A 19,415-nucleotide genomic window follows, 5' to 3' on the forward strand; every position below is an offset into this window, starting at 1 on the left:
CAACGGTTCGGGCTTGGTTTCGGGGAATGTATTGACTTTCGGCCAGGTGCATTGCAGGGTCTGCTGGGCGAACGCAGCCGACGGGTCCACAGCCCCGGTTCGCCGTCCGCACGCCTGGTCCGAGCAAAGGAGCCGTTCACCGTGCGCATCTCCCGCAGGGCAGTCGCCACTGCCGCCGTCCTCGCCACTGTCCTGCCGTTGAGTGCCTGCGGCGGAGGGTCGGACGCGAGCTCGTCCGACGCCTCCGGCAAGGTCGAAGGCAAGATCACCTTCCAGACCTGGAACCTTCAGGCGAACTTCAAGGACTACTTCAACGGCGTGATCGCGGACTTCGAGAAGAAGTACCCCGGCACCGAGGTCAAGTGGGTCGACCGGCCCGGCGAGGGCTACGCGGACAAGATCAGCGCGGACGCGGCCGGCGGCACGCTCCCGGACGTCGTCAACGTCTCGCCCGACCTGGTGGCCCCGCTCGCCAAGGCGGGTCTCGCGCTCGACCTCGACAAGGCGGCCCCGCAGTACCGCAAGGAGTATCTGGACGGCGCCTGGAAGAGCCATCAGATACCGGGCACCGAGGGCACGTTCGCCTTCCCCTGGTACCTCAACACCGGGCCGATGTTCTACAACAAGCGCCTGTTCAAGGACGCCGGACTCGACCCGGAGAAGCCGCCGACCACCTACGACCAGGTCTTCGCGGACGGTCTGAGGCTGGCCGGGAAGAGCAACGGCAAGGTCGCCACCCTGGCCAACGTGCCCACCATCGAGGACTTCGGCCGCTACGGCGGACAGCTGATGAACAAGGAGGGCACGGGCTTCGCCTTCAACGACGCCAAGGGCGTCGAACTCCTCACGCACTACAAGGAGTTGTACGACGCCAAGGCGCTCGACGCACAGGCACTGACCGCGACCCCGGAGTCCTCCGGCCACAAGTTCCTCACCGAGTCCGTGGCGATGAACCCGGGCAGCGCGCTGGACCTGGCCAACTTCAAGAAGCAGGCCCCGACCCTCTACAAGAACATCGGGATCACCGACCAGGTCAGCAGCACCGGCAAGGCCAACATGTACGTCATGGGCGTCATGGTCAACGCGCAGACCAAGCGGAAGCCCGCCGCCGTGGCCTTCGCGCACTACGTCACCGACGCGACCCGGCAGATGGAGTTCGCCAAGCAGGTCGCCATCTTCCCGAGCACCGCCGGCTCGCTCGACGACCCGTACTTCACCAAGGAGGACGGCACGGACGAGACCCGGGTCCGGGTCGCCGCCGCCAAGTCCCTGAAGACGGCGGTCAATTACACGCCGGTGCTGTTCAGCGAGCAGATGAAGACCGAGCTGCGGAACCAGATCGCCAAGGCGCTGCAAGGAAAGCAGAGCCCCAAGGAAGCTCTTGACAACGCTGTCAAGGCGTGCGACCGGCTCCTCCAGCAGAGCTGAGCCCCCTCGTGACCACCTCAGCCCCCGCCCGCACCACCGGACCCGGCCGCCGGATCAGCCGCCATCTGCCGCTCAGCCCCTGGCTGTTCGCGGCGCCGGGGCTGCTGGTGGTCGGTGCCTTCAGCCTCTACCCGTTCTTCAGCACGCTGGTCAACGCCTTCACCGACCGGCGGACCCTGCAGCCGGGGAAGTTCGTCGGCCTCGCGAACTTCCGGGAGCTGCTGCACGACGAGATGTTCTGGACCGGGCTGCGCAACAGCGCGCTGTACGTCCTCGGCGTCGTCCCGGCCCTCGTCATCCTGCCGCTGCTGCTTGCGATGCTGGTCCAGCGGCACATCCCCGGCATCGCCTTCTTCCGCTCGGCCTTCTACACCCCGGTCGTCGCCTCCATCGTCGTCGTCGGACTCATCTGGGTCTGGATGCTCGACGACCGGGGACTGGTCAACGCGGTGCTGGAGGCGGTGGGGATCGGCAAGGTCGGCTTCCTCAGCGACCAGTGGCTGCTGCTGGGCAGCGCGATGACGGTCACGGTCTGGAAGGGCCTCGGCTACTACATGATCATCTACCTGGCCGCGCTGGCGAACGTACCGAAGGAACTGCACGAGGCGGCCGCCGTGGACGGGGCCGGAGCGATACGCCGCTTCTTCACCGTCACCGTCCCCGCCATCCGCTCCACCATGGTGCTGGTCGCCGCGCTCTCCTCGGTCTCCGCCTTCAAGGTCTTCTCCGAGGTCTATCTGATGGCCGGGCCCTCCGGCGGCCCGGCCGGCGAGGACACCACCCTGGTGATGCTCGTCCAGCGGGTCGGCACCGGACTGACCGGACGGGTCGGCTACGCCTCCGCCATCTCGGTCGTCATCTTCGTGGTCACCGTCGGCCTGATGCTGCTGGTGCTCCGCGCCGACCGCAAGGAGGACGCGTGAGCTTCCTGAAGACCACCGACGCCGAGGGCCGCCGCATCCCGCTCTGGCAGCTCGTCCTGCGCTACGTCCTGCTGCTCGCCGTCCTGGCGCTGACCGTCGGGCCGTTCCTGTGGCAGCTCTCGACCTCGCTGAAGGGCCCCAACGAGGACATCTTCAGCTCACCGCCGAAGTTCTTCCCCAGCGACCCGACCCTGGACAACTACAGCAGGGTCGCCGACACCATCCCGGTGTGGGACTACGCGCTGAATTCCCTCAAGGTCGCCTCCGCCAACGTGGTCACCAACTGCGTCGGCTCCGCGCTGGCGGGCTACGCGCTCGCCCGGCTCCGCTACCGGGGGCGCAGGGCCGCCACGCTGGCGTTCATCCTCGCCATGCTCGTCCCCGTCGAGGGCATCATCATCGCCCAGTTCACCACCATGCGTGACCTGGGCCTGAACAACACCCTGCTCGGGGTGCTGCTGCCCGGCTCGATCGGCGCGATGAACGTCCTGCTGATGCGCAACGCCTTCCTGAACCTCCCGCAGGAAGTGGAGGAAGCGGCGTTCGTGGACGGGGCCAACGTCTGGCAGCGGTTCCTGCGGATCGCGCTGCCCTCGGTCAAGGGCACCCTCGCCGTCGTCGCGATCTTCGCCTTCATGGGCTCGTGGGACGACTTCCTGTGGCCGCTCATCGTCCTCAGCGACCCGGAGAACTTCACTCTCACCATCGGCCTGAACTATCTGCACGGCACCTTCGCCAACGACGAACGGCTCGTCGCGGCGGGCACGATCATCGCCGTGCTCCCGCTGATCGCGCTCTTCGCCGGTCTGCAGCGCTTCTTCTTCCGGGGTGTCGGCGAAGGCGCCGTCAAGGGCTGACCGACCACCGACCGCACGCCGCCCCGCACCACAGAACCAGGACCCCTGTTCCGTATGAGCCACTCCCCGCTGCGCTTCGGCGCCAACTACACCCCCAGCCAGGGCTGGTTCCACCACTGGCTGGACTTCGACCTCGACGCCGTGCGCGCCGACCTGGACTCCATCGCCGGCCTCGGCCTCGACCACATCCGGGTCTTCCCGCTCTGGCCGCTCTTCCAGCCCAACCGCACCCTGATCCGCCCGCGCGCCGTCGAGCAGCTCGTCCAGCTCGCCGACGCCGCCGCCGAACGCGGCCTCGACGTCAGCGTGGACGGGCTCCAGGGCCATCTGTCGAGCTTCGACTTCCTGCCCGCCTGGACCGGCACCTGGCACCGGCGCAACCTCTTCACCGACCCCGATGTGCTCGCCGGGCAGGCCGCCTACCTGCGCACCCTGGCCGCCGCCCTCGCCGACCGGCCGCACTTCATCGGGATGACCCTCGGCAACGAGATCAACCAGTTCTCCGGCGACCCGCACCCCGACCCGGACCGCATCACCCCCGAGCAGGCGGACAGCTGGCTGACCCGGATGCTCGCCGCCTGCGAGGAGGGGGCGCCCGGGAAGCTCCACCTGCACGCGGAGTACGACGCCGCCTGGTACCAGGACGACCACGCCTTCACCCCCGCGCAGGCGGCCCGCACCGGCGCCGTCACCGCCGTGCACTCCTGGGTCTTCAACGGCACCGCCCAGCGCCACGGCCGCACCGGCACGGCCACCGAGCACCACGCCGCCTATCTCATCGAGCTCTCCAAGGCCTGGGCCCTCGATCCGCACCGGCCGGTGTGGCTCCAGGAGGTCGGCGCGCCGGCCCCGCTGATCCCCGCCGAGCACGCCGCCGCGTTCACCGAGGCGACCGTGGCGAACGCGCTGGACTGCGAGGACGTCTGGGGCGTCACCTGGTGGTGCTCCCACGACGTGTCCCGCTCGCTGGCCGACTTCCCCGAACTCGAATACAGCCTCGGCCTGTTGACCAACGACCGGCAGGTCAAGCCGGCCGGCCGGGCCATCGCCCGCATCGTCGAGGAACAGCGCGGCAGGACCTGCCGCCCGGCCCCCCGCACCACGGCCGTCGTCGTGGACGCCGGGGACGAGCTGACCGCCCCGCGCCGCTCGGTCTGCGCGCCCGGCGGAGCCGTCTTCGAGGCGTTCGCCCGGCTCACCGCCGACGGGGTCCGCCCCACCGCCGTCCTCGCGAGCAGGGCCGGCGACCGGGAGCACCTGGCCGCGCGCGGCATCACCGAGGTCGTCGCACCCGACCAGGTCCGATGACCACGCGCCCGTCCGCCCGAACCACCCCGCACCGCACCGGAATCGCACCTCGCACGATACGGAGCACACCATGAACGAGCCCCGGCACCGCCCGGCAGCCCCCACCCGTCGCACCGTGGTCCTCGCGGGCGCCGGCACCGCCGCCGCCCTCCTGGCCCCGGTCTCCGCCGCGACCGCCCAGGCCGCCCCCGCCGCCCCGTCCGCACCGGCCGGCCTCCAGCCGTACGCCTCCTACTGGTTCCCCGACTCGCTGCCGTCCGGCACCCCCGGTGACGGCATCACCTGGCGCAGCCTGAAGTCCTGGCGCCCCGAGGACGACCCCGACCTGGCGTTCAACACCGCGTCCGTGCCGCTCGCCGGCCGCTTCACCCCGGTCCCGGTGAACACCACGGCCCGCACCGGCCAGGCACGCATCTCCTCCCTGGTGGCGTTCGGGAACACCGCGGGCAACCCCTCCCAGGGCTCCGCGACCGCCGACTACTACGCCCTGAACCACTGGGCCTACATCGACGAACTCGTCTTCTGGGGCGGCTCGGCGGGCGAGGGCCTGATCCTCGCGCCCAACGCCCCGGTCGTGGACGCGGCCCACCGCAACGGCGTGCCCGTCCTCGGCACGGTGTTCCTGCCGCCCGTCCACCACGGCGGCGATCTGCGGTGGACGCGCGACCTCGTGCAGCGCGACGCGGCCGGGCGCTTCCCGCTCGCCGCGAAGCTCGTGGAGGCGGCCGTCGCGCACGGCTTCGACGGCTGGTTCCTCAACGCCGAGACCGAGGGCGGGGACGCCGCGCTCGGCGCCGAGATGCTCGCCTTCGTCACGGACCTGCGCAGGCGCGGCAAGGCCGCCGGCCTGCGCGTCACCTGGTACGACGCGATGACCGTGCGCGGACAGGTCGGCTGGCAGGGCGCCCTGAACGCCGAGAACACGGCGCTGTTCGAGGAGGCGGACTCGATGTTCGTCGACTTCCGCTGGACCCCGGAGACCCTCGCCGCCTCCGGGAACAGCGCCGAGGCCGTCGGCCGCAGCCGCTACGACCTGTGGGCGGGCGTCGACGTCGAGTCCACCGGCTGGAACCGGGCCGTCGACTGGGACGCGATCATCCCCGCCGACCGCCCGCACACCGTCAGCTACGGCTTCTACCGGCCGGAGTGGACCCGCGGCCACCTACCCGAGGACCGCACCCCGGCCCAGTTCCACGCCGCCGACCAGCGGTTCTGGACCGGCCAGTCCCTGGACCCGGCCCGCCCGGACCGGAACGACGGCTGGCGTGCCCCCGCCACCGCGGTGGCCGACCGCTCGACCGTGGACCGGCTGCCGTTCGCCACCACCTTCAACACCGGCCACGGCCTGCGCTGGTACGAGGAGGGCCGGGTCACCTCGGACACCGAGTGGAACCACCTCGGCCTCCAGGACCGGCTGCCGGGCCGCCGCTGGGTCGTCCGTACCGAGGGCCGTGTCCCGTCCGTCGCCTTCGACTTCGCCGACGCCTGGCGCGGCGGCAGCAGCCTGCTGGTCGACGGGGAACTCGACGCCCCGGCCACCGTCGAGCTGTACGGCACCCGGCTGCCGCTGTCCCGGCGCACGGTCGTCGAGCTGACCCACCGCACCGACCCCGGATCGGGCCCGGTCACCGTCGAACTCGCCGTCGCGCTGCGCGAGCCGGACCGGCCGGGCGACCCGGTCGCGTACACGTATCTCCCGGCGGGCGAGCTGCGGTCCGGCGGTACCGGCTGGACCACCTCGGTCGTGCGGCCGCGCGCCCTGTCCGGGACCGTCCGCGCGCTGGGGGTACGGCTCACGGCGGCCGGGCCCGTGCGCTGGCGGCTCGGCGCGCTCGCCGTGCGCGACGGGGCCGAGACCCCCGCCGCACCGTCCGGGCTGCGCGTCACCGGCGCGGCCACCGGGCCCGACGGCACCGGGCTGCGTTTCTCCTGGCGGCGAGCGGCGGGCCGGCCGCGCCACTACGAGCTGCACCGGATCCTCCCCGACGGCACCCGCCGCTTCCTCGGCGGCACCGCGTCCACGGCCTTCCATGTGCCGGGCCTGCGCGGGGAACCGGGCGAGAAAGCGGCTCGTTTCCAGGTCAGGGCCGTCGGAGAGCTCTATACGACATCGGGCGCCGCCTCCACCGCGCACCGCTGGTAACCACCCCCACCCGCACCCCCTCTCACAACGGAGCCACCCTCATGCACGACGACCGCAGCCTGGTCGAAGCCCGCCTCAAGCGCGTCCTCGACGAGCGCATCCGGCCCGCCGTATACCCGGAGTCCGTCCCGCTGGACGTCGCCGTCTGGAACGCGCCGGGCGAGCCCGTCCCGGTAGCCGAGGGGCTGGCCGGCGCCACCGAGCCGATCGCGGTCGGCGACCGGTGGGGCGCTCCGTGGGGCACCTGCTGGTTCCGGGTCTCCGGTACGGTCCCGGAGGCCTGGGCGGGCCGGACCGTCGAAGCGCTCCTGGACCTGGGCTTCGACGAGAACATGCCGGGCTTCCAGTGCGAGGGCCTGGTCTACCGCCCGGACGGCACCCCGGTGAAGGGGCTCAACCCGCGCAACCAGTGGGTGCGGGTGGCCGCCCCCGCCGCCGGCGGCGAGGAGGTGCTGCTGCACATCGAGGCTGCGTCCAACCCGGTGATCCTCGACTACCACCCCTTCCTGCCGACCCGGCTGGGTGACAAGGAGACGGCGGGCAGCGAGCCGCAGTACGTCCTGGCCCGGATGGACCTCGCGGTCTTCGACGAGAACGTGTGGAACCTCGTCCAGGACCTGGAGGTGCTGGGCGAGCTGATGCAGGAGCTGCCCGTCGAGGGGGCCAGGCGCTGGGACATCCTGCGGGCGGTCGGCCGCGCGCTGGACGCGGTGGACCTCCAGGACGTGGGCGGCACCGCTGCCGCCGCCCGGGAGCAGCTGGCCGAGGTCCTCGCGACTCCGGCGCAGCCCTCCGCGCACCGCATCAGCGCGGTGGGCCACGCGCACATCGACTCGGCCTGGCTGTGGCCGCTGCGCGAGACGGTCCGCAAGGTCGCCCGTACGACGTCCAACATGACCGCCCTCCTGGAGGACGAGCCGGACTTCGTCTTCGCGATGTCGCAGGCCCAGCAGTTCGCCTGGATCAAGGAGCACCGCCCCGAGGTCTACGCGAAGGTCAAGAAGGCCGTGGCGGAGGGACGGTTCGTGCCGTCCGGCGGGATGTGGGTCGAGTCCGACACGAACATGCCGGGCTCCGAGGCGATGGCCCGTCAGTTCGTGCACGGCAAGCGCTTCTTCCTCGACGAGTTCGGCATCGAGAACGACGAGGCGTGGCTGCCCGACACCTTCGGCTTCGCCGCCGGTCTGCCGCAGATCATCAAGGCGGCGGGCTCCAAGTGGCTGCTCACGCAGAAGATCTCGTGGAGCCAGACCAACAAGTTCCCGCACCACACCTTCCAGTGGGAGGGCATCGACGGCACCCGGATCTTCACGCACTTCCCGCCCGTCGACACCTACAACTGCTCGATGAAGGGCAGCGAGATCGCCCACGCGGCGAAGAACTTCAAGGACAAGGGCGTCGCCCAGCACTCCCTGGCACCGACCGGCTGGGGCGACGGGGGCGGCGGCACCACCCGCGAGATGATCGCCAAGGCCGCCAGGATGCGCAGCCTCGAAGGCTCCGCGACGGTCATCTGGGAGACCCCCACCGACTTCTTCACCAAGGCGGAGGCGGAGTACCCCAACGCCCCGGTCTGGGTCGGCGAGCTCTACCTGGAGCTGCACCGCGCGACGCTCACCAGCCAGGCGAAGACCAAGCAGGGCAACCGCCGCAGCGAGCACCTGCTGCGCGAGGCCGAGCTGTGGGCCGCCACCGCCGCCGTACGGACCGGCTTCATCTACCCGTACGAGCAGCTGGACCGGATCTGGAAGACGGTGCTGCTGCACCAGTTCCACGACATCCTGCCCGGCTCCTCGATCGCCTGGGTGCACCGCGAGGCCGAGAAGACGTACGCGGCCGTCGCCGAGGAGCTGAACGGCATCGTCGACGCCGCGCAGCGCGCCCTGGCCGGTGACCCCGGCGCCGGACGCGTCCTCGCCTTCAACTCCGCCCCGCACGCCCGGGCCGGCGTCGGCGCGGGCGCGGCGGCGGCCGTCACCGTCCTCGGCGGCGAGAGCCCGGCCCCGCGCGAGGGCGGCGGCTATGTGCTGGACAACGGGCTGCTCCGGGTGGAGATCGACGGCCGGGGGCTGGTCGTCTCCGCGTACGACATCGGCGCCGAGCGCGAGACGGTGGCCCCGGGGCAGGCCGCCAACCTGCTCCAGATCCACCCCGACTTCCCGAACATGTGGGACGCCTGGGACGTCGACGCGTTCTACCGCAACACCGTCACCGACCTGACGGACCTCGACGAGCTGACCGCCGTCGAGGGCGAGGGCGCCGCCACCGTGCGGATCGTCCGCAGCTTCGGCGACTCGAAGGTCACCCAGCTGCTGACCCTCGCCCCCGGGGCCAAGCGGCTCGACATCGACACCGAGGTCGACTGGCACGAGACGGAGAAGTTCCTCAAGGCGGCGTTCCCGCTGGACGTGCACGCCGAGCGGTACGCCTCCGAGACGCAGTTCGGGCACTTCTACCGGGCCACCCACACCAACACCAGCTGGGAGGCCGCCAAGTTCGAGGCCTGCAACCACCGCTTCGTCCACCTGGAGGAGCCGGGCTGGGGCGTGGCGCTGGTCAACGACTCGACGTACGGGCACGACGTGACCCGCACCGTCCGGGACTCCGACGCGGGCACGACCACCACCGTGCGGGTCTCCCTGCTGCGCGCCCCGCGCTTCCCCGACCCGGAGACCGACCAGGGTGTGCACCGCTTCCGGCACGCGCTCGTGCCCGGGGCGGCGATCGGCGACGCGGTCCGCGAGGGCTTCCGCGTCAACCTGCCGGAGCGCCGGGTGACCGGCGAGCGCGAGGTGGCCCCGCTGGTGTCCCTCGACAACGACGCGGTCGTGGTGAGCGCGGTCAAGCTGGCGGACGACGCGAGCGGCGACCTGGTGGTGCGCCTCTACGAGTCCACGGGCGGCCGGGCGAGGGTCCTGCTGTCCACCGGCTTCCCGGCCGGTGCGGTGGTGGCGTGCGACCTGCTGGAGCGGCCGCTGGCCGACGCGCCGGCGCCCGAGCGGGACGGCGAGGGCGTGCGGCTGGCGCTGCGTCCCTTCGAGCTGGTGACCCTGCGGATCGCCCGCGCCTGACGGGGCCCGCGCCCTTGTCCCCTCCCGGTCCGGCCCAGGACCGGGAGGGGACGGGGGTGAATATCTATTGCGGCAAGCACAGAATTTTATGCAATGTGCGGTGAGGGTTTATGGCACGCCGGGCGGAGTGTAATTACTTGCCGCGCCCACTCGCATTCATTGTGCTACTGTAGATCTCAGTTGCAGTTGTGGTTCCCAAAGACTCCAAGTGCTCTCCTCGGCTAAATGGGCCGGTGGGTGCGCTTTTGTATTTTCCGGTTCATTATCCGGATGGGGTAATCATCGCGGCGACGCGGGACTGGCACAGTGCGAGTCCCCGGGCTCTGCCCCAGAAGGAGATAAAACATGGCTACTGGCACCGTCAAGTGGTTCAACGCGGAAAAGGGCTTCGGCTTCATCGAGCAGGACGGCGGCGGCGCTGACGTCTTCGCCCACTACTCGAACATCGCCGCCAGCGGCTTCCGTGAGCTGCAGGAGGGCCAGAAGGTGAACTTCGACGTCACGCAGGGCCAGAAGGGCCCGCAGGCGGAGAACATCACCCCCGCGTGAACCTGATCACTCCGGCGCGCAAGCGCTAGACGTGCATCGACAGCTGGGGCCCGCACCTTGGGTGCGGGCCCCAGCTCGTTGCTTTTCCCGGGTCCGCCCCCGTGCCCGCCGTGCCGGTACCATCGCCACGAGCCGCCGGGGAAGCGCACAGGACCCACGCTCTTCATCGTGCGGCGGACGATCCGCCATGGCTCCCGGACCACCGGTCCGCCGGAGCCCCGTGACGTGAGCAGCAGGCCCGTTCTCCGAGGCCGGCCCGTTCCGTCATTGCGAAGCACCGGACCCGGTTCGCCGGGCCCGTATCGGCTCAAGAACGCCGCCGGGCTTCGTTCCTGTATGCCAACGGCCCGTTCTTGCGATTCTTGCGCTGTTCGTCGCGCAATGAATTCCTCGATACGCGCCATATCGAGGAAGGTTCTGAATGAACCGCGATCGCACAGCCCGTTCCAACGACCGTTATTCCCGTACCCGCAGCGGCGGTGCCCCTTCCGGTGGCTCCCGTTCGGGTGGCGGCTTCCGCTCCGGAGCCCCCCGCCAGGGCGGCCAGGGCCGTTTCGGCGCCCCGGCCCAGCGCTCCGGTGGCGGATACGGCCGCCGGCCCGCCGCGAAGCAGGGCGAATTCGCGCTGCCGAAGACCATCACCCCCGCGCTGCCGCCCGTCGAGGCCTTCGCCGACCTCGACATGCCCGCGCCGCTGCTGTCGGCGCTCGCCAACGAGGGCGTCACCGTGCCGTTCCCGATCCAGGCGGCCACCCTGCCCAACTCGCTGGCCGGCCGCGATGTGCTCGGCCGGGGCCGTACCGGCTCGGGCAAGACGCTCGCCTTCGGGCTGGCGCTGCTGGCCCGCACCGCCGGACGCCGCGCCGACTCCCGGCGCCCGCTGGCCCTGGTCCTCGTCCCCACCCGGGAGCTGGCCCAGCAGGTCACCGACGCGCTCACCCCGTACGCCCGCTCGCTGAAGCTGCGGCTGGCCACGGTCGTCGGCGGTATGTCGATCGGCCGTCAGGCGGCCGCCCTGCGCGGCGGCTCCGAGGTCGTCGTCGCCACGCCGGGCCGGCTCAAGGACCTCATCGAGCGCGGCGACTGCACCCTGGACCGGGTGTCGATCACCGTCCTCGACGAGGCCGACCAGATGGCCGACATGGGCTTCATGCCGCAGGTCACCGAGCTGCTCGACCAGGTGCAGGCGGAGGGCCAGCGGATGCTGTTCTCGGCCACCCTGGACCGCAACGTCGACCTGCTCGTCCGCCGCTACCTGCACGACCCGGTCGTCCACTCGGTCGACCCGGCCGCCGGTGCGGTGACGACGATGGAGCACCACGTGCTCTACGTCCGGGGCGCCGACAAGTACGCCACCACGACGGAGATCGCCGCCCGCGACGGCCGCGTGATCATGTTCCTGGACACCAAGCACGCCGTGGACAAGCTCACCGACCACCTGCTCAGCAGCGGGGTCCGGGCGGCCGCGCTGCACGGCGGCAAGTCCCAGCCGCAGCGCACCCGCACCCTGACCCGGTTCAAGACCGGGCACGTCACGGTGCTGGTCGCCACCAACGTCGCGGCGCGCGGCATCCACGTCGACAACCTCGACCTGGTCGTCAACGTCGACCCGCCGAGCGACCACAAGGACTACCTGCACCGCGGCGGCCGCACCGCCCGGGCCGGTGAGTCCGGCAGCGTCGTCACGCTGGTGCTGCCCAACCAGCGCCGCGAGATGACGCGGCTGATGGCCGACGCGGGCATCACCCCGCAGATCGCCGAGGTCCGCTCAGGCGAGGCCGAGCTCAGCCGGATCACCGGTGCGCAGGCGCCCTCGGGCGTGCCCGTCACCATCACCTCGCCGCCGTCCGAGCGGGCCAAGAGCGGCTCGTCCTCGCGCGGCCGGCGCAGCCGTCCGGCGCAGGCGCGGCGCTCGTCGTCCGCGACGGGCTCGTCGTCCTCGGGCTCGCGGGGCGGCGGCGAACGCCGTCCGGCCGCCGGCCGCGCCGCCTGACCGACCTCCGCGTTCCCGCCCGGTTCCGTCCCCCGACCCCGTTGAGGCACTATGCGCTGCGTCATCGCCCGTTTCCCGTTCGACCTGTTCAAGCACGAGGTCGAGGAATCGATGAAGGGCATCAAGCCCGAACCCGTCACCGGGGACTCGGTGATCATCAGCCGCCGTGTCTACCCGGTCAAGCAGGTGGGTGAGGTCATCACCCGGCAGGACCGCCGTGACTTCTCGGCCGGTGAGGTGACCCGGGCGCTCTCGCGCCTCGGCTTCACCTGCCGGTCGGTCCCGGCGCCCGCCGCGCCCGTGGTGCTCAGCCCCCTGGAGGCGGCCTCGGCCGCGCTGGGGACGCCGGGCCAGGACGCCTGAGCCGACGGCACACCGGAGCCCGGCCTTCCCGAGAGGGGAGGCCGGGCTCCTTCGTGTGCGGGCGCCGACCGGGACTCAGGCCCAGAGCGCCTCGGCGAGCGTCACCCCGACGAACACCGAGCCGAGCCCCGCGACCACGCTCGCCACCACATTGGCCGCCGCGTAGAACCGCGCCCCGTCCTCGGCCAGCCGCAGCGTCTCGTAGCTGAACGTCGAATACGTGGTCAGCGCCCCGCACAGCCCCGTGCCGATCAGCAGCTGGACGGGGGAGGACGCGGCGCCGGCCGCGACCGCGCCGGTCAGCAGGCCCAGCACCAGGCAGCCGCTCACGTTCACCGCGAACGTGCCCCAGGGGAAGACGGTGTCGTGGCGGGCCTGCACGGCCCGGTCGGTCAGATAGCGCAGCGGGGCGCCCGCCGCCGCACCGGCGATCACCAGCAGCCAGTTCACCGCCGCTCCCCGTCTATGTCCGGGTCCGCGTCCGCCCGGCGGGCGATCTCGCAGACGTCCAGGGTGACGGTGCCGTCGCCGGCCGGCTCCATGACCTGCGGCAGGAAGGCGCGGACCCGGGCCTCGGTGTCCACGATCACGACGACCACCGGCAGCTCCTCGCTCAGCGACAGCAGCCGCTGGGTGTGGATCATCGAGGAGGCGCCGAAGCCCTCGATGCCCCGGAAGACGCTGGCGCCCGCCAGTCCCGCCGCGTGCGCCCGGTGCACGATCTCGGTGTACGCCGGCCGGTGGTGCCAGGTGTCGGACTCGCCGACCAGCACGGTGAGCCGCAGGCCGGGTTCGGTCAGGGGTGTCGTCATGCCTGCCTCCACGCCAGTGCGCGGCGGGTCAGCCACACCGCGCTCCACACCGCCGCGAGGGCCGCGAGCAGTGTCAGTCCCAGATACGCGAGGCCGGTGCGGGCCCGGCCCCCGTCCACGAGGCGTTCGATGTCCACGGCGTAGGTGGAGAAGGTGGTGAACCCGCCCAGCACGCCCGTACCGAAGAACGGCCGCACCAGCCGGTGGGCGGCCCAGACGTCGCTGATCACCACCATGAAGACGCCGATGACCGCGCAGCCGATCACATTGACCGTGAGGGTCGTCCACGGGAACGCGCCGGCCGGGGTGGGCCACAGCAGTCCTGCTCCGTAGCGGGCGGACGACCCGATGGCGCCGCCGAGCGCCACCACCGCGACGACGGCGGCCTGCGGGTGAAGTCTCTTCGTGGACACACGTCTCCTACCTGCCGGGCGCCCGCCGGACGCGGGCGCGCATCTGCGCAAGTAGGGACCGTTGGCGGCACATCGGCCGCGGTTCGGGTACGGCGGGCCCCACCGCCGCGCGAGGACCGTCTCCGGTCTCCGCTGCCCCCAGGATATCGCGGAGGCCGGGCCCGGCCGTCCCGGGTCGGCACCCGCTCTCCCGCACGCCGCTGCCCGCGCGGAATAACCGCAGGTGAGAGGGGTGCGGTTCACTCGAATGGCCACCCCTTCTGCGGGCCGGGCGGTGAGGCCGCAGGGTGGTCCCATGTGGCTCCGACGCATATGTCTGGGTGCCGCGGCCCTCCCGCTCGTACTCCTGATTCCGCGGGACGCCCCGGTGCCCTTCGTGCGGCCCGCGCCGCCCGCCGCCCCGGTCCATGAGGCGGCCCGCGCGGTGCCGAGGCCGGTGGTCGTCACCCGCGCGCAGTGGCACGCGGACGAGAAGATCGTCCGGGAGCGGGCCGTCTACACGGGCCCGGCGCGGGCGGTCTTCATCCATCACACGGGGGAGACGAACGACTACGACTGCGCCGAGGTGCCCGCGCTGCTGCGGGCGGTCGAGGAGGCCCACATCAAGGGCAACGGCTGGGACGACATCGGCTACAACTTCCTCGTCGACCGGTGCGGAACGATCTACGAGGGCCGGGCGGGCGGCATCGACCGGTCGGTGCGCGGGGCGCACACGACGGGCTTCAACGCCGACAGCGTGGGCATCGCCGTACTGGGCGACTACGGGCGCGGCGAGGAGGTGCCCGCGGCCGTGCTGCGGGCGCTCGCGGAGGTGGCCGCCTGGAAGCTGCGGCCCGGTGTCGATCCGCGCGGCACGGTACGGCTGGTCTCGACGAACGACGCGAGCCGCTACCCCAAGGGCACCAGCGCCGAGCTGAACGTCATCTCGGGCCACCGCGACACCTACCAGACCAGCTGCCCCGGCGAGGCGCTGTACTCCGCGCTCCCCTCGATCCGGTCCGCGGCGGCCGCCCTGCGCACGGGCCGTACGGACACGGAGGACGCCGGCACCCCGCACGACTCTTTGCGCTAGATCAAAGATGTGTTATGCCTAGTTCGAAATGGGCTAGGGTGCCGCCATGTCTGCGACGACCCCGCTCCCCGTGACCCTGACCGGCACCCATGTCCGCCTCGAACCCCTGGACCCCGGCCATCTCGACGGCCTCTTCGCGGCCGGCGGCAACGACGAGGAGGTCTGGCGCTGGCAGGGCGGCCCGGCCCCGCGCACCCGGGAGGAGCTCGGCCACAAGCTCACGGCCGTCCTCGACAGCGCCCGGCAGGGGGCCTGTGTCCCGTTCGCCGTCGTCCACCGGGCGAGCGGACAGGCGATCGGCTGGAGCACGTACATGGACATCGACGTGGACAACGAACGCCTGGAGATCGGCTCCACGTGGTACGGCCGCGCCCACTGGCGTACGGCGGTCAACTCCGAGACGAAGCTCCTCCTGCTCACCCACGCCTTCGAGGAACTGGGCATGGGGCGCGTCCAGTTGAAGACCGACCATCTGAACGTACGCTCCCGGGAGGCGATCGCCCGTCTCGGCGCCCGCCACGAGGGAGTGCTGCGCCGCCACCGCCGCCGCCCCGACGGGACCTGGCGCGACACGGTCTATTTCTCACTGCTCGCCGAGGAGTGGCCGCAGGCCAAGGCCCGCCTGTCGCAACGGCTCTGACGGACCGTCGTGCGAGCCCGTGTCCACCGACCGGTGGACATCGAACGTGGAGATCGGCCGCCGGCTGTTCATCGGCGAGGCCACCGTGAAGACCCATCTGCTGCGGATCTTCGCCAAGCTCGACGCCAGCGACCGCACCCGCGCGGTGGTGGTCGCGATGAACGGCGGTCTGCTGCAACGCCGTCAGGGCCGGGTCCGGGTCCTACAGCGCGTCCGGCCCGCGCTCGCCCGTGCGGACCCGTACGACCGTCTCCACGGGCTGCACCCAGATCTTGCCGTCGCCGATCCGGTCCGTGCGGGCGGCGCGGACGACGGCGTCGACGGTCGCCTCCTCGTCCGCGTCGGCCACGACCACCTCGATCCGGACCTTGGGCACCAGGTCGACGCGGTACTCGGCGCCCCGGTAGACCTCGGTGTGGCCGTGCTGGCGGCCGTACCCGCCGGCCTCGGTGACGGTGAGCCCGTGCACGCCGATCTCCTGGAGGGCTGCCTTCACCTCGTCGAGGCGGTGCGGTCTGACGACGGCGGTGACGATCTTCACGGGGCGGGGTTCCTGTCCTTCGGGAGCTGCGCCGGCCGGGTGCCGGGCTGCGGTGCGCCGTGGCCCAACGCGCCATGACCCAGCGCACCGTGGCCCAGTGCGCCGTGATCGTAGGCGCTCTCCGCGTGCAGTGTCTGGTCGAGTCCCGTAAGTTCGTCGTCGGAGGAGGCCCGCAGCCCCATCAGCCGGTCGATCGCCTTGCCGATCGCGTACGTCATCAGGAACGTGTACGCCGCGACGGCGAGCACGGCGACCGCCTGCCGGCCGAGCTGCCCGAGGCCGCCCCCGTACAGCAGGCCCTCCGCGCCGCCGGTCATCGCGGAGGTCGCGAACAGGCCGATGAGCAGGGTGCCGACGACGCCGCCGACGAGGTGCACACCGACCACGTCCAGCGAGTCGTCGTAGTCGAAGCGGAACTTCCAGGCGACGGCGTACGAGCAGACGACGCCCGCCGCGAGTCCCACTGCGGCCCCGCCCACGATGCCGACCGTGCCGCACGCCGGGGTGATCGCGACCAGTCCGGCGACCGCGCCCGAGGCCGCGCCGAAGGTGGTGGGGTGGCCGTCGCGGCGCTGCTCGACGAAGAGCCAGCCGAGGAGCCCGGCGCAGCCGGCGACGAGCGTGTTGAGCATGGAGGCCGCCGCGAGGCCGTTGGCGCCGAGGGCGGAGCCGCCGTTGAAGCCGAGCCAGCCGAACCAGAGGAGCCCGGCGCCGAGCATCACCATGGGCAGGTTGTGCGGGCGCATCGCGTCCTTCTTGAACCCGATGCGCGGGCCCACCACGAGGGCGAGCGCCAGACCGGAGGCCCCGGACGCGATCTCGACCACCAGCCCGCCGGCGAAGTCCAGCGCGCCCAGCGAGTCCTTGATCCAGCCGCCGGGTCCCCAGACCCAGTGCGCGACGGGAGCGTATACGAGCAGCGCCCACACCGGCACGAAGACCAGCCAGGCGGCGAACTTCGTACGGTCGGCGACCGCACCGCTGATCAGGGCCGCCGTGATGATGGCGAAGGTGAGCTGGAAGGTGGTGAACAGCAGGGTGGGGACACTGCCCGTGAGCGCGTCGGGGCCGATGTCCGCCAGCCCCAGGTGCCCGAGGTTCCCGACGAGCCCGCCGAAGGCGTCGTCGCCGAAGGCGAGCGAGTACCCCGCGACCAGCCAGACGACGGTGACCAGCGCGATCGACACGAAGCTCATCATCAGCATGTTGAGGACGCTCTTCGTGCGGACCATGCCGCCGTAGAACAGCGCGAGCCCGGGAGTCATCAGCAGGACGAGTGCGGTGGCGGCGAGCAGCCAGGCGGTATCACCTGTGTCGAGGCCTGCCGCGGCCACGGTCACGGGGGTCACGGGGGGAGTCCCTCCTCGGGGCGGCGTGCGGTGGGGGCGACTGCGAGCGTGACCGTCCCGCGTTTCGGCAAGGGGACCCCGGTGTTTCCGCCGTATTTCATTGCCCGGGCATTGCCGAAATCTCACGGGGGCGGGAGGCGGGCGGCGTGCGTGCTTTCACCAGCGGCCGGAGCAGGGGCCGGGTCGGCAGCGGGCGGGTCGGAGCGGCCGGGTCAGCAGCCGCCGGTGAAGCGGGCGAGCCCGTACGCGGAGTGCAGCCGGTACGTCCCGCCCTTCCGCACGGTCAGCTCGGTCCACTCGCCGTTCTGCCGCAGGCACGCCCCGCCGCTCCCACCGCCGTCGCCGACGGCCTGCACACGCAGCCAGGGCGAGTAGGCCACGCGTACGGTCACCGAGCCCGCATGGGGCATCCGTACCACCAGCTCGGCGTCGTCCCCGCCGACGACGGACGCGGGCGCCGGCACCAGCGGCGTCGCCTCCCGCACCCGGTAGACCGTCCAGCCGTCGTCCTGCCACACGCGCTCCAGCCAGGGCCGGCCCGCGCGCACCAGGGCCGCCTCGGACTCGGCCGGTCCGTCGGGCCGGCCGTGGGGCAGGACCACGAAGCCCACGGCCCAGTGGTCCAGCCAGGCCCGGTAGTCGGCCGGCGAGAGCGCCCCGCCGTCCCCGTGCGCGTAGAAGAGCCGCCCGCGTTCGACGTCGAGCTGACGGTTCCAGCCCCGGGCCAGCGAGACGTACGGGGAGAGGACGGCCGCCTCCCGGTGGTTGCGGGCCGGGACGACCTCGACCCGGGTGCGCTCGGCGCCGAGGCGGCGCAGTTCACCGACGACGCCCTCGGTGCCGGACGCCCAGGACGGCACCTCGGTGGAGACCCGCAGGTCGTCGACCGTCTTGTCGACGAGCCACTGGGCGGACAGCGCGAGGGCGGCGGCCAGCACGACCGTACGGACCCACGCCTTCTCCCGTACGACGTCCATGACGGCCACGAACAGCACGGGCAGGGCGACGAGACCGAGCAGCCGCTCGACGTTCGTCCCGATCGGTGAGGCCACGAGGAACGTCAGCACGACGCCGACCGCGTACACCACGGCCCCGTGACGCGGCACCCGCCACTCCCGCCCCCGCGGCGCCGCGGCCGCCAGCGCGGCGCAGACGACGAGCGGCATCCACAACCGGTTCGCGTGCATGGGCTGTTCGCCCTGGAAGGGGAAGAGCACGGTGGTGGCACCCACGACGGCGAAGAACGGCGCCATCAGCACGGCGCCCCTTCGCCACTGCCGGTCGAGAAGGCGGGCCGCCCCCACCACGACGAGGAACAGCCCCGCCACCGGACTGGCCATCGTCGCCAGCGCCCCGGCGACGACGGCGGTCACGGCGCGGTGCGCGTACACGCAGGCGACGAGGGCGATGGCGACACCGAGAGCGAAGGTCGTACGTCCCGACGCGACGTTGCACCACAGCGCGAACGCGGCCAGCAGCGAGGCGACGAGCGCATGGCGCGTGCCCGTACGGACGAGGAGGCGGGCCATCAGCCAGGTGGCCGCGATCCCGGCGACGACGGACACCGTCCGGACCCCGAGGAGGGCCATCAGGTACGAGGAGAAGACGCTGTAGTTGGCGGTGTGCATCCCGCCGTACCAGGAGAGGTTGTACGCCGAGCCCGGGTGGCGCGCGGTGAAGCCCGACCAGGCCTGCTGGGCGGCGAGATCGCCCCCGCCGGTGGCCAGGAGGGCGGCCCACACGGCGTACAGCGGGACCACGGCCGCGACGGCGACGAGCGGCACGCGGTGGCGGTGCCACCAGGGCCGAAGGCCGTCCGGCTCCTGCGGCCGGTGGTCCCGCCGCTGGTCCCTGTCGCCCGCATCCGCCCGCACCGCTCCGCTCACACCCACCCGGCAACCCTACGGCCCGGCGGGGCTCCGCCCGGCGGACGGATTTCGCGGCCTGCGGGCG

General features: G+C 72.0%; 17 protein-coding genes and 1 pseudogene. 12 read left to right on the plus strand and 6 right to left on the minus strand.

Features of this window, described 5'->3' with window-relative positions:
• Positions 1-141: 141 nt before the first annotated feature.
• The 9 genes from RLT58_RS18765 (at position 142) to RLT58_RS18805 (ending at position 12,635) form a co-directional block, all read left to right on the plus strand.
• Positions 142-1,428, plus strand: a complete 1,287-nt coding sequence (locus RLT58_RS18765) for an ABC transporter substrate-binding protein (protein ID WP_311311534.1) — start codon at positions 142-144, stop codon at positions 1,426-1,428.
• An 8-nt stretch (positions 1,429-1,436) separates the two neighbouring features.
• Positions 1,437-2,351 (plus strand): carbohydrate ABC transporter permease, encoded by a 915-nt coding sequence (locus RLT58_RS18770; RefSeq protein WP_311311535.1) that lies wholly within the window; start codon positions 1,437-1,439, stop codon positions 2,349-2,351.
• Positions 2,348-3,208 (plus strand): carbohydrate ABC transporter permease, encoded by an 861-nt coding sequence (locus RLT58_RS18775; protein WP_311311536.1) that lies wholly within the window; start codon positions 2,348-2,350, stop codon positions 3,206-3,208. Before RLT58_RS18770 ends, RLT58_RS18775 begins: the two co-directional genes overlap by 4 nt.
• Positions 3,209-3,262: 54 nt before the next feature.
• Positions 3,263-4,516 (plus strand): glycoside hydrolase 5 family protein, encoded by a 1,254-nt coding sequence (locus RLT58_RS18780; RefSeq protein ID WP_311311537.1) that lies wholly within the window; start codon positions 3,263-3,265, stop codon positions 4,514-4,516.
• Positions 4,517-4,586: 70 nt separating this feature from the next.
• Entirely contained in the window at positions 4,587-6,659 is a 2,073-nt protein-coding gene (locus RLT58_RS18785; RefSeq protein ID WP_311311538.1) for an endo-beta-N-acetylglucosaminidase, read from the plus strand.
• 41 nt (positions 6,660-6,700) lie between these two features.
• A complete protein-coding gene (locus RLT58_RS18790) occupies positions 6,701-9,730 on the plus strand; it encodes an alpha-mannosidase (RefSeq protein WP_311311539.1) in 3,030 nt (1,009 codons plus the stop codon).
• A 345-nt stretch (positions 9,731-10,075) separates the two neighbouring features.
• The gene (locus tag RLT58_RS18795; protein ID WP_015609674.1) at positions 10,076-10,279 is read left to right on the plus strand and encodes a cold-shock protein; all 204 of its coding nucleotides are present in this window, start codon (positions 10,076-10,078) and stop codon (positions 10,277-10,279) included.
• Between the two features lie 421 nt (positions 10,280-10,700).
• The gene (locus tag RLT58_RS18800; protein ID WP_311311540.1) at positions 10,701-12,272 is read left to right on the plus strand and encodes a DEAD/DEAH box helicase; all 1,572 of its coding nucleotides are present in this window, start codon (positions 10,701-10,703) and stop codon (positions 12,270-12,272) included.
• Between the two features lie 51 nt (positions 12,273-12,323).
• Positions 12,324-12,635 carry an SCO5918 family protein gene (locus RLT58_RS18805; RefSeq protein WP_311311541.1) on the plus strand — a complete coding sequence of 104 codons (312 nt, stop codon included), beginning with the start codon at positions 12,324-12,326 and terminating at the stop codon, positions 12,633-12,635.
• Positions 12,636-12,710: 75 nt separating this feature from the next.
• Here the strand turns inward: RLT58_RS18805 and crcB (RLT58_RS18810) are convergent, their stop codons facing one another.
• From crcB (RLT58_RS18810) to crcB (RLT58_RS18820), 3 genes are read right to left on the minus strand one after another with little or no spacing between them, the layout of a single operon-like run.
• Positions 12,711-13,085 carry a fluoride efflux transporter CrcB gene (crcB, locus tag RLT58_RS18810; RefSeq protein WP_311311542.1) on the minus strand — a complete coding sequence of 125 codons (375 nt, stop codon included), beginning with the start codon at positions 13,083-13,085 and terminating at the stop codon, positions 12,711-12,713.
• The gene (locus RLT58_RS18815; RefSeq protein WP_311311543.1) at positions 13,082-13,447 is read right to left on the minus strand and encodes a putative PII-like signaling protein; all 366 of its coding nucleotides are present in this window, start codon (positions 13,445-13,447) and stop codon (positions 13,082-13,084) included. Before RLT58_RS18815 ends, crcB (RLT58_RS18810) begins: the two co-directional genes overlap by 4 nt.
• Positions 13,444-13,860 carry a fluoride efflux transporter CrcB gene (gene crcB / locus RLT58_RS18820; protein ID WP_311311544.1) on the minus strand — a complete coding sequence of 139 codons (417 nt, stop codon included), beginning with the start codon at positions 13,858-13,860 and terminating at the stop codon, positions 13,444-13,446. The genes RLT58_RS18815 and crcB (RLT58_RS18820) overlap by 4 nt, the downstream gene beginning before the upstream one ends.
• Before the next feature lie 295 nt (positions 13,861-14,155).
• Between crcB (RLT58_RS18820) and RLT58_RS18825 the strand changes: the two genes are divergently transcribed.
• The 3 genes and pseudogenes from RLT58_RS18825 to RLT58_RS18835 form a co-directional block, all read left to right on the plus strand.
• Positions 14,156-14,932 carry a peptidoglycan recognition protein family protein gene (locus RLT58_RS18825; protein ID WP_311311545.1) on the plus strand — a complete coding sequence of 259 codons (777 nt, stop codon included), beginning with the start codon at positions 14,156-14,158 and terminating at the stop codon, positions 14,930-14,932.
• 46 nt (positions 14,933-14,978) lie between these two features.
• A complete protein-coding gene (locus RLT58_RS18830) occupies positions 14,979-15,572 on the plus strand; it encodes a GNAT family N-acetyltransferase (protein ID WP_311311546.1) in 594 nt (197 codons plus the stop codon).
• Between the two features lie 40 nt (positions 15,573-15,612).
• Positions 15,613-15,756, plus strand: a pseudogene (locus RLT58_RS18835) (response regulator transcription factor); the annotation flags it as partial.
• 18 nt (positions 15,757-15,774) lie between these two features.
• Here RLT58_RS18835 and RLT58_RS18840 read toward each other — a convergent pair.
• The 3 genes from RLT58_RS18840 to RLT58_RS18850 all read right to left on the minus strand — a co-directional run bounded on the left by RLT58_RS18840 (position 15,775) and on the right by RLT58_RS18850 (position 19,246).
• Positions 15,775-16,113 carry a P-II family nitrogen regulator gene (locus RLT58_RS18840; protein ID WP_311311547.1) on the minus strand — a complete coding sequence of 113 codons (339 nt, stop codon included), beginning with the start codon at positions 16,111-16,113 and terminating at the stop codon, positions 15,775-15,777.
• Positions 16,110-17,462 (minus strand): ammonium transporter, encoded by a 1,353-nt coding sequence (locus RLT58_RS18845; protein ID WP_311311548.1) that lies wholly within the window; start codon positions 17,460-17,462, stop codon positions 16,110-16,112. Before RLT58_RS18845 ends, RLT58_RS18840 begins: the two co-directional genes overlap by 4 nt.
• Positions 17,463-17,674: 212 nt before the next feature.
• Positions 17,675-19,246, minus strand: a complete 1,572-nt coding sequence (locus RLT58_RS18850) for a DUF8823 domain-containing protein (RefSeq protein ID WP_311314560.1) — start codon at positions 19,244-19,246, stop codon at positions 17,675-17,677.
• Positions 19,247-19,415: the final 169 nt, after the last annotated feature.

The organism is Streptomyces sp. ITFR-16, assembly GCF_031844705.1.
Taxonomy (GTDB): Bacteria; Actinomycetota; Actinomycetes; order Streptomycetales; family Streptomycetaceae; genus Streptomyces.